The sequence below is a fragment of the Streptomyces sp. SID486 genome, assembly GCF_009865385.1.
In the GTDB taxonomy this organism is placed as follows: domain Bacteria; phylum Actinomycetota; class Actinomycetes; order Streptomycetales; family Streptomycetaceae; genus Streptomyces.
On the sequence record NZ_WWJT01000729.1, the window covers coordinates 1 to 10,351 of the forward strand.

General features: G+C 74.4%; 7 protein-coding genes and 1 pseudogene. 2 read left to right on the top strand and 6 right to left on the bottom strand.

Annotation, left to right across the window (positions count from 1 at the left end):
- Positions 1-172: 172 nt before the first annotated feature.
- The 3 genes and pseudogenes from GT045_RS34215 to GT045_RS40220 all read right to left on the bottom strand — a co-directional run.
- Positions 173-1,138, bottom strand: coding sequence for a DUF1152 domain-containing protein (locus tag GT045_RS34215; protein WP_161336570.1), 966 nt, complete (start codon positions 1,136-1,138; stop codon positions 173-175).
- Between the two features lie 84 nt (positions 1,139-1,222).
- Complete coding sequence (locus tag GT045_RS34220) at positions 1,223-2,587, bottom strand: FAD-dependent oxidoreductase (protein ID WP_161296276.1); 1,365 nt, start codon at positions 2,585-2,587, stop codon at positions 1,223-1,225.
- A 303-nt stretch (positions 2,588-2,890) separates the two neighbouring features.
- Positions 2,891-3,271: pseudogene (locus tag GT045_RS40220) on the bottom strand (C40 family peptidase); the annotation flags it as partial.
- A gap of 2,008 nt (positions 3,272-5,279) precedes the next feature.
- Between GT045_RS40220 and GT045_RS34230 the strand changes: the two are divergent.
- Positions 5,280-7,394, top strand: a complete 2,115-nt coding sequence (locus tag GT045_RS34230) for a DUF1996 domain-containing protein (RefSeq protein WP_161336574.1) — start codon at positions 5,280-5,282, stop codon at positions 7,392-7,394.
- Between the two features lie 183 nt (positions 7,395-7,577).
- Here GT045_RS34230 and GT045_RS34235 read toward each other — a convergent pair whose 3' ends face one another.
- Together GT045_RS34235 and GT045_RS34240 are read right to left on the bottom strand one after the other, a co-directional pair.
- Positions 7,578-8,276, bottom strand: a complete 699-nt coding sequence (locus tag GT045_RS34235) for a lipoprotein (RefSeq protein WP_345942843.1) — start codon at positions 8,274-8,276, stop codon at positions 7,578-7,580.
- Between the two features lie 107 nt (positions 8,277-8,383).
- Positions 8,384-9,025 (bottom strand): methyltransferase domain-containing protein, encoded by a 642-nt coding sequence (locus GT045_RS34240; protein ID WP_345942844.1) that lies wholly within the window; start codon positions 9,023-9,025, stop codon positions 8,384-8,386.
- 107 nt (positions 9,026-9,132) lie between these two features.
- Here GT045_RS34240 and GT045_RS34245 point away from each other — a divergent pair, with 107 nt between their 5' ends.
- Positions 9,133-9,591, top strand: coding sequence for an NAD(P)H-dependent oxidoreductase (locus GT045_RS34245; RefSeq protein WP_161293257.1), 459 nt, complete (start codon positions 9,133-9,135; stop codon positions 9,589-9,591).
- A gap of 214 nt (positions 9,592-9,805) precedes the next feature.
- On the opposite strand, the gene GT045_RS34250 is transcribed toward GT045_RS34245, so the two are convergent.
- A partial coding sequence (locus GT045_RS34250) for a CatB-related O-acetyltransferase (RefSeq protein ID WP_161336572.1) occupies positions 9,806-10,351 on the bottom strand: 546 nt, incomplete at its 5' end.

Consider the following 10,351-nt stretch of genomic DNA (forward strand, 5'->3'; position numbering starts at 1 on the left):
GCCGGTCCGGTGCCCGGCCCGACGGCCGGTCCGGTGCCCGGCCCGACGGCCGGTCCGGTGCCCGGCCCGACGGCCGGTCCGGTGCCCGGCCCGACGGCCGGTCCGGTGCCCGGCCCGACGGCCGGTCCGGTGCCCGGCGCGGCGGCCGGTCAGGTGGCGGTCAGGGCCGGGCTCAGTGCGGGAACGCCCGGGGCGGTCGCTGGCGGGGTATCTCTTCGCGGAACCCGGCGATCGAGGTGCTGATCTGCCGCAGCAGCACGGTGTTCTCCAGCCGGTCCAGATAGAGGTTGGCGTGGGCCAGCGCGGGCAGGTCGACGCAGAAGTACAGGGCCATCAGCGGGTTGACGAACAGCTGGCTGCCCCGGGTGCGTTCGGTGAACCGCACGTCGCCGAAGTCCCCGCGCACCGCCGCGGCCACGGACCCGTGCACGATGCTCGGATGGCCGGCATGGCTGTGCTGGGCATGGGCCACGGCGTCGAGATAGGCGGCGCCCTCCGGGCTCTCGCGGGGAAGGGAGAACGCGCCCAGGTAGCCGCCGACCCGGTCCAGCGCGGCCAGGTTCTCCAGCACCAGCGAGTGGTTGACCCCGTGATGGGCGTCCACCCCGAAGCCCAGGCAGGCCACCAGCCGGTGCTCCACCTCCGGCAGCCCGCCGACGGCGGCCAGGCTCGCCATGTCCTCCTCGGGGGTGCCGAGACCGTGCTCGTCGCCGCGCATCAGGATGTCCGTGCCGCCGTCCACCAGCACGATCGCGTCCACCCCGCCGAGATGGGCGAGCAGTTCCCGGTACGCGGCGCGCAGCGGCGCGACTCCGGTGCCCGGAAAGGCGTACACGGTGTCGGGCAGGCCCTGGGACGCCAGCCAGCGCGCCAGGGCGCGCTCGGGGAAGTAGTCGCCGCGCAAGGGGGTGTCCGGGCGGACGGCGGCGACGTCCGACGCGACCCAGCTGTCCGGGCTCAGGCCGTACAGGTCGGCGAAGGACAGGCTGGCCAGGTGTACCTCCTTGCCGGCCGAGCGCAGCGCCAGGGCGAGCGGGAGGCCCGCGTAGACGTCGAAGCCGCCGCCCGCGCCGGCGACGAGCACACGGCGGGCCTCGCGCAGGCGGGTGAAGAAGGGAGGTTCGGACAACGAGAGCACCGCAGGACCCTAACAGCAGCGCCCTGGACGGCAAGAGGGCCGGCGCGGCGGCGCCGGCCCCCGGGGCCGGGGGGAGACGGGACCTTACGCCCCGCTCTCCCGCAGCATGTCCTCGCGCTCGACGAGCTTCACCCGCGCACGGCCCTGCGGCTCGCCCAGGGCACGCTCGGCGGCGTCCAGCCTGTACCAGCCCTCCCAGGTGGTGAAGCGGACGTTCCGCTCGGCGAGGAAAGCGTCCACGGCCTCCGGCTCGGGCGCGGAGGGGGCGTGCAGCCTGCCGTGGGCGTAGTCGTCCAGCAGGTTGGCCACGGTCTCGTTGGCGTCACCCTTGGTGTGGCCGATGAGGCCGACCGGGCCGCGGCGGATCCAGCCGGTGACGTAGGTGGACTGCAGATGGGCGCCGCCCTCCTCGATCACCCGGCCGCCCTCGTCCGGGACGGTGCCGGAGGCGAGGTCCCAGGGCAGCTTGGGCAGCTTCTCGGAGAGGTAGCCGACCGCGCGGTAGACCGCCGTGACGTCCCAGTCCTTGAACTCGCCGGTGCCCTTGACGTTGCCGGTGCCGTCCAGGGCGGTGCGCTCGGTGCGCAGGCCGACGACCTTGCCGTCCTCGCCGAGGATCTCGGCCGGCGACTCGAAGAAGTGCAGGAAGAGCTTGTGCGGACGGTCGCCGACGTCCCGGATCGCCCAGTTCTCCAGCGTCTTGGCGACCATGTCGGCCTGCTTGTTGCCCCGCCGGGTCTCGATCGAGCCCGCGTCGTAGTCGATGTCCTCGGGGTCGACGATGACCTCGATGTTCGGGGAGTGGTCCAGCTCGCGCAGCTCCATCGGGCTGAACTTCGCCTGCGCCGGGCCGCGGCGGCCGAAGACGTGGATCTCGACGGCCTTGTTGGCCTTCAGACCCTCGTGGACGTTCGGCGGGATCTCGGTCGGCAGCAGTTCCTCGGCGGTCTTGGCCAGGACGCGGGCCACGTCCAGGGCGACGTTGCCGACGCCGAGCACGGCGACCTTCTCGGCGTCCAGCGGCCAGGTGCGCGGGACGTCGGGGTGGCCGTCGTACCAGGAGACGAAGTCGGCGGCGCCGTAGGAGCCGTCCAGGTCGATGCCGGGTATGGACAGCTCGCGGTCGGCCGTCGCGCCGGTGGAGAAGATCACCGCGTCGTAGAAGGCGCGCAGGTCGTCCAGGCTCAGGTCCGTCGGGTAGTCGACGTTGCCGAACAGCCGGATCTGCGGCTTGTCCAGCACCTGGTGGAGGGCGGTGATGATGCCCTTGATGCGCGGGTGGTCCGGCGCGACGCCGTACCGGATCAGGCCGAACGGGGCGGGCATCCGCTCGAAGAGGTCGATGGACACGCCGGGTTCGGCGGCCACCTCGGACTTGAGCAGGGCGTCGGCGGCGTAGATCCCGGCGGGGCCGGCTCCGACGATGGCTACCCGCAGGGGGCGCGGCATGATCAGGTTCCCTTCGAGCGTGAATGGGCGACTTGATCAGGAAGCCTAAGCTAAGGCAGCCCTAAGTTGGTACGGGGGTCCGCTCTATGACCTCATAAGCCGATCTTATGGGTAGTCCAGGGGTCGCTTATGCCCGAGGGAGTGCCACCCCGGCCGCCGGGCGCGCGCTCGCCCTCGGCCAGGGCCGGCGAGTCCTCGGTCAGGGCGGGCTCCTCCTCGGCCAGGGCCGGCGAGTCCTCGGTCAGGGCAAGGCAGGCCCTCGGCCTGGGCACCAGCGCGGGCACCCGGCCGCGCCGCTCGCGGTCAGGCCGGCCGCACGATCCGGCGGATCGCCGACTCCCCGGCTCCGTAGACCGACTCCTCGCGGACGGTCGATCCCGGGCCCGGGGCGTGCACCATCATCCCGCCGCCGACGTGCAGACCCACGTGCCGGTCGTCGTCGAAGAAGAGGACGAGGTCGCCGGGTTCGATCCCGGCCGTCGGCACCGCGGTGCCGGCCAGCGCCTGCTCGGGCGCGGAGCGCGGCAGCGTGACCCCCGCGGCCCGCCACGCGGCCTGGGTGAGGCTTGAGCAGTCGTACGAGTCCGGCCCCGTCGCACCCCACACGCACGGCTTCCCGATCTGCGCACGGGCGAAGGCGATCGCCTTGGCGGCACGTGTGGCCCGGGGCGACTCCGATACCGAAGCACCGGTCAGGCCGGCCGCCGCGGCCAGGGCCGGGGCCGGAGTGGTCTCGGGCACGGCCGGACCGGCGAGGTGGCCGGTGCCGGTGCCGATCGCGATGGCGGTGGCGGTGGCGGTGGCGGTGGCGGGCGGGAGGGGCGCCGTGGCGGCGAAGCCGTCCGGTCCGGCCGCCGGGGCGACGGCGGCGGGGAGGCCGGCGACCGGCACCGCCTGGACCACCGGGGCCGGGAGGCCGGACAGCGTGGCGTGACGGGCGAGGACGTCCCCGGCGGCGGCGAGCCTGCGCCGGCCGGCCGCCTTGGCCACGGCGGGGGAGAGCCGCCCGAACCCGGCGGCACCGGGCAGCGGCCTGGGCATCCGCACCCCGTCCCCCCGCTGCCCGGGCATCCCCGGTGCGGGGAGGAGCAGCCCGGCGGCGGGCGCGGCGTCCGGCCCGATCCACTCCGGAGAGGCGGCCGGTTCCACCGTGCCGAGGGGTACTGCTGTGTTGAGGGGTGTCGTCGTGTTGAGGGGTGCCGTCGCGCTGCGGGGTGTCGTCGTGGTGAGGGGTGCCGTCGCGCTGCGGGGTGTCGCCGTGTTGAGGGGTGTCGTCGTGTTGAGGGGTGCCGTCGCGCTGCGGGGTGTCGTCGTGGTGAGGGGTGCCGCCGTGCTGAGGGGTGCCGTCGCGCTGAGGGGTGTCGCCGACTCCGCGGTGGTGACTGCCACCGGGGCCGGCAGGCCGCCGCCGGTGGCCACTGCGGCCACGGCGGGCCAGGGGCCGCCACCGGTGTCCGCCGAGGTCTCGGCGAGCCAGGGCGTTCCCGTGCCGGGTGATTCCGCCCAACCGCTCGCGGGCGCCGTCGCCGACAGCGGGTCTGCGGGCAGAGGGGCCGGCCATGGGTCCCTCGGAAGGGGCGTCTGCCATGAGTCCGTCGGGAGGGGCGTCTGCCATGCGTCCCTCGGAAGGGGCGTCTGCCATGGATCCGTCGGGAGGGGCGTCTGCTGCACGTGTGCGGCGACGGCCGCCCGCGGTGGGGCCGCGGGGAGCGGGTCCGCCACGAGGGCTGCCGATGGCACGTACGGGGTGAGGGCCGCGTCTGGCGGGTCCGCGGGAAGAGCCGTCCGCGGTGAGTTCGCGGGGAGGGCCGCCGGCAGTGGGGACCCGGGCGGGATCGCCGGCAACCCGTTCCCGAGGGAGGGCGCCGGTGGTTCGGCCGGCGCGCTGCCCGTGGGCAGTGCGGCCGACGCCGCGCCGGTCGGCAGCTCGGCCTGCGCGCCGCCGGTGCCGCTTTCCAGTGCCTGGGGTGCGGGTGCAGCCGGGCCGAGGGCCGGCCGCTCACCGCCCGCCAGGGCGCCGCCCCCGTTGCGGTCGAGGGAGCGGACCGAGACGTCCGGCCACTCGGGCACCGACTCCGGGAGGCGGTCGGCGGGCAGGACGGCGGGGACGGTCGGGCCGAGTCTGCCGCGTGCCGCGTCGAACCACTGCCGGGTGATCTCGGTGAGCGCCGGGTCCACGCCCCGGCCGGGCCGCTTGGCCAGCGGGACGCCCCGGGAACGCGTCCGCCGGGACATGGCCCTGGTCGCGTTGAAGTTACCGGTGGCGTTCTCGGCCTGGTCGTACAGGGAGTTGATCCGCTGCCGAACCTCGTCGCGGTCATCCGGCGCCATGGAAGAGGTGCTCCTTCCTTGCCCCGCGGGGCAGTTGGGCGGCTCGCCGGGGCGGTGCCGGGCGCGGCCAGGCGTCAACCTAGCCAACGTGTGAGCCTCGTGTGAAGGTTGAGGTGTGAAATGTCCGATACATATTCGTGATGTTCGCAACGGGGTTCGGCTGGGAAGGGGAGGCCGCCATGGTTTTCTGTGTGCTGCCGGTGAATTCGCGATTCCGTTGAACACGGTGGCTCCCCCCTCCGTATGAAGCCGGGGAACTCCATGCCCGACCGGCGATCACACACAGGGGACGACCTTGGTACGCAACAGGCGCAGACGCCCGACCGGCGCACGACGCGCGACCCTCGCAGCGGTGGCCCTGATGCTGGGCGGGGCCGGGATCGCCGCGGTGAACGTCTACGCCTCGGCCTCCGAGGGCTGGGGCGGCGGGTCCGGTACGGACGCCACCGGACACGTCCTGTCCACCGGTATGCCGACCATCGACTGCCCCGACGTCGGCAGCCGGCTGACGGTCGTGCCGGACGCGGCCCGCGCGGACGTCGACCGCGAACTCGCGCTGCTGGACCAGCAGACCGCCGAGGGCTACCGGCAGCTTCAGCGGTGGAGCCGGGACGGCGGCCGGGACGACGGCTCCGCGGCCGACGCGATCATGAAGCCGCTGGAGGAGAAGCGGTCGGCGTCCCTCGGGCGGATCGCCGACGCCGTCGACCGCGCGGGGGAGCGCCCGCAGGATCTGGACACCCTCGCCGCCTGCACGTTGCGCCCCGGCGACAACCTCCAGCCACCGGGCGAGGGGCAAGGGCAGGACGGTCAGGGCCAGGACGGCCAAGGGCAGAACGGTCAGGGGCAGAACGGTCAGGGCCAGGGCGGTCAGGGGCAGAACGGCGCGGGCCAGGGCGGTAACGGGCCCGTCGTCTCGGACTACACGGACATCACCGCCGTACAGCCCGACGCGCCGGTCGCGCCCCCGCAGGCCGACGCCTCCCGGGGCACCTTCAGCTCCGACTGCGGTGTCAACGCGGGCGGCCTGTTCAACTCCGACAACGTCATCGTCGCCCCCGGCGTCTCCAACGGCGCCCACCACTTCCACGATTACGTCGGCAACCAGTCCAACAACGCCTTCGCGAGCGACGAGGACCTGGCGAACGCCGACACGAGCTGTGTGGACCAGGGCGACAGGTCGACCTACTACTGGCCGGTCCTCCGCCTGCAGAACGGCACCCAGGAGCGGGACGCCGGGGCGCCCGGCGGCGGCACGGAGGGCAACGCGGGCCAGATCGTCACGCCCAGGGAGGTCACGCTGACCTTCGTGGGCAACCCGCGCGGCAAGGTCACCGCCATGCCGCGCCTGCTGCGCATCATCACCGGCGATGCCAAGGCGTTCGTCAACGGCCCCGGCAACGCCAACGCCTCCTGGAGCTGCACCGGTTACGAGGACCGGCAGCTGAAGGACAAGTACCCGCTGTGCCCCCAGGGCAGCGACGTCGTGCGCACGTTCCGGTTCCAGAGCTGCTGGGACGGCCGCAACATCGACAGCGCCAACCACCGCACCCACGTGGCCTTCGCCGCCGAGGACGGTTCCTGCCCGGCCGGCTTCGAGCCCATTCCGCAGCTGGTGCAGCGCATCGTCTACGACGTCCCCGCGCCGAGCGTCGCCGACGGGGGCCGCACCGTACCGCTGTTCGCCGTGGACTCCTTCCCCGAGCAACTGCACAAGCCCGTCACCGACCACGGCGACTTCATCAACGTCTTCGACGAGGACCTGATGCGCGAGATGGTCGACTGCATCAACTCCGGCCGCACGTGCGGTGCCTCGGCCGGTGACCCCGGTACGACGCAGTCGCCCACGGCCCGTCCGGGTGACGGCGCCACGGCCGAGCCCGGCGACGGCGCCACCGAGCAGCCTGGTGACAGTGCCACCGCCGCGCCCGGCGACGGCGCCACCGAGCAGCCTGGTGACGGCGCCACCGCCGCGCCCGGTGACGGTGCCACTCAGGAGCCCGGCGAGGGCAGCGTCCCGGAGCCGGGCCCAGGGGACGCCACCGCCCCCGGCGCGGGTGCCCCCGTCGTACCGGCACCGTCGGCCTCCTACCCCGGCGACGCCCCCCGCACCGACGTGACGACCACGCCTGCCCGCACCACCAAGCGGGACTCCGGCACCAAGGCCGGACCGGCCGGGACCACCCGTCCCCGGTCCACGACGGCAGGTGAGGCACCGGCGGGGTCCGCACCGGCCGCCTCCGCCTCCGCGCCGGGTTCTGCCTCTGCGCCCGGCTCCGCCTCCGCGCCCGGCTCCTCCTCCGGTCAGGCCGCTGCCGCCGGACTCACGCCGGCGGCGGCAGCGCAGCCAGAACCCCAGGCGGCCGGAGGAGGTCTGGCGGAGACAGGAGCCCACCTGTGGCCCGCCGCCATCGGCACACTGCTGGCCCTGTCGGGCCTGTTCATGCTGGTGCGGGCCCGGCGCATGCGGTACTGACGGCGGTGACGCCGGCCCGGGCACCCGGACACCGGATACCCGGCTCGGGTACTGACGGCGGTGACGCCGGTCCGGGCACCCGGACACCGGACACCCGGGTCCCCGGCGGCCCGCCCGCACCGCCCGCACGACCCCGGCTCGCGCCGCCGCGCCGGGGCCGGGGCCGGGCGGTGCGGGCGGGGCTCAGGACAGGGTGAGGGTCCGCTTGGCGAGGTCGTACGCGGGCCGCATCCGCTCGTGCTCCTCGGTGTCCATGCCGCCGAGGTGGAGGACGACCGGACCGTCCGGTGTGCCGACGGCGAAGGCGCTCTCCTTCTTCGTCTCCTCCACCAGCCTGTTCGTGGTGGAGTACTCCACCTCCACCGCGGTGAGGCCGCCACCGGTCCTGAAGGAGTGGTACCTCTCCTTGCCGACGCCGTCCTCGGCGGCGACGAACCGGCGCAGCACGCCCCCCGCGTCCGCGTCGCCGGGCCTGCCGGTCCACACGCGGAGGTAGCCGATGCTGCCGGCCGGCTTGGCGTCGATCTCGCAGGCCATGGTGACCGGTCCCTGCCGCAGGAGGGCGTCGGCGAGCGCTTCGCCCAGGTCCCCGTCCCCGCTCTGCGCGGACGGGGCCGACTCCTTCGCCGCGTCTACCGGCTCGGCCTTCCAGTGCGCGGCGACGGCGAACCTGACGGGCAGCTCACAGGCCGAGCCGGCCGGACCGACCGTGCCGCCGCGGACCGCCGTGGTCCCCGTGCCCGCCGTGCCCCCGGCCGTCGCGCCCCGCGCGCTCGCGGACGGGGGTACGGGCCGCTTCCCGTCGTCCCCGGACCCCGCGCATCCGCCGAGCACCGCCGCGAGTGCCGCCGCCACGGCCACGCGGCCCCCGACCGTCCTCACCCCGACCTGCACTGTCGTCTCCCCTTCGGTTCGGAGCGGTCACTGTAGCCGAGGGCCCGGACACCGCCGGGAGGGATGCCGTACACGCGGACCCGGCCGGGCCGGGGTCACTCGGTTCCGCGCCGCGCCAGCAGGAAGAGATGGGGCTCGGGCGTGCCCTCGGGCTGGGCCGGGGTGAACACCACCTGCTCCTCGGCCAGCACCGTCAGGCCCGCCCCGGTCACCAGGCCGGTGAACGCCTCGGCGGAGAAGCTCGTCACCCGGACCGGCTGCCCCATGAAGACCCCCTCGGCGTCCTCCACGTCCAGCGGCACGGTGGCCAGCGCGGCCAGTCCGCCGGGCCGAACCGTCCGGGCCAGCTTCGCCACGACGTCCGCCTGCTCGGCGCGGGTCATCTGCAGCAGTGAGAAGTACGCGCACACGGCGTCGAACGAAGCCTCCGCCAGCGGGGTCTCACGGATGTCGGCGAGCCGGAACTCGGCCCCGGGCACCTGGCGGGCGGCCAGGCCGACCATGACGGGGGAGATGTCGATGCCCAGCACCCGGTGGCCCGCATCGGCGAGTGTCTGTGCGGTGGGCCGGCCCGTCCCGCTGCCCACGTCCAGCACCCGGCTGCCCGGAGCCAGCAGTTCGACGAGCCGGCCGAGTGACGCCCGGTGCGGTGCGGAACCGGCGAACGCGCGCTCGTAGGCCGGTCCCAGCGCGTCGAACACCACGGCTGCCGGCGCCCGGCGGTCCTCTTCGGCCACGACGACTCCTCCCGTTCTCCCTTGGGCCGCCTTCCGGCGGGCCCCTCACGGCACGCGCCACGGGCCGCCGTTTGCAAGGGCGGCGGACGCACGGCAGGGTGCCGGTTGTGCCTACCCTGCTGATCGTCCATCACACGCCCTCGCCCCACTGCCAGGCGATGTTCGAAGCCGTGGTGTCCGGCGCCACGACCCCGGAGATCGAGGGCGTGCGCGTCGTCCGCCGGGCAGCCCTGTCCGCCACCGTCTCCGACGTGCTCGACGCCGACGGGTACCTGCTCGGCACGCCCGCCAACCTCGGCTACATGTCCGGCGCCCTCAAACACTTCTTCGACCAGATCTACTACCCCTGCCTCGACGAGACCCGGGGCCGCCCCTACGGCTTCTACGTCCACGGCGGCAACGACGTCACCGGCGCCGTCCGCGCCGTCGAGACCGTCACCACCGGCCTCGGCTGGCGCCGGGCGGCCGATCCGGTGACCGTCACCGGCGAGCCCGACAGGACCGGCACGCAGGCGTGCTGGGAACTGGGCGCCACCGTCGCCGCGGGCCTCATGCCCGACGCCTGACCGGTCCGCCCCCGCTCAGCCCGCAGGCGCCTGACCGGTCCGCCACCCGCTCAGCCCGCCGGCGCCTGTCCGGTCTGCCACCCGCTCAGCCCGCAGGCGCCTGACCGGTCCGCCCCCGCTCAGCCCGCCGGCGCCTGACCGGTCCGCCTCCGTGCACACCGCGGCGCCGGACCGGACCCGGACGGGTGTGCCCCGGCGGCTCGCGCGGTGCGCGTCAGTCCAGGGGGGCGGGGGCGGCGGCCTCCAGGTCGGCGACGGTCCCCGACATGATCGTCCGTACGTGTTCGGTGATGTGCTCCGCGGGCCAGTCCCACCACGCCACCGCCAGCAGGCGGGCGATGTCCGCCTCGTCGTAGCGGGTGCGGACGAGACGGGCCGGGTTGCCGCCGACGATGCCGTAGTCGGGTACGTCACCGGTGACCACCGCACCGGTGGCGATGATCGCGCCGTGCCCGATCCGTACGCCCGGCATGACCGTCGTCCCGTGGCCGAACCAGACGTCGTTGCCGACGACGGTGTCCCCGCGGTTGGGCAGGCCGGTGAGCAGGTCGAAGTGGTCGGCCCACGAGCCGCCCATGGTGGGGAACGGGAAGGTCGAGGGGCCGTCCATACGGTGGTTGGCGCCGTTCATGATGAACCGCACGCCCGTGCCCAGCGCGCAGAACTTCCCGATCACCAGCTTCTCCGGGCCGTAATGGTAGAGCACGTTGCGCGTCTCGAACGCGGTCGCGTCGTCGGGGTCGTCGTAGTAGGAGTACTC

Excerpts from the sequence above, each read along its gene's own strand:
- GT045_RS34220 (WP_161296276.1), bottom strand. The coding sequence starts at position 2,587 with ATGCCGCGCCCCCTGCGGGTAGCCATCGTCGGAGCCGGCCCCGCCGGG.
- GT045_RS34230 (WP_161336574.1), top strand. The coding sequence starts at position 5,280 with ATGCTGGGCGGGGCCGGGATCGCCGCGGTGAACGTCTACGCCTCGGCC.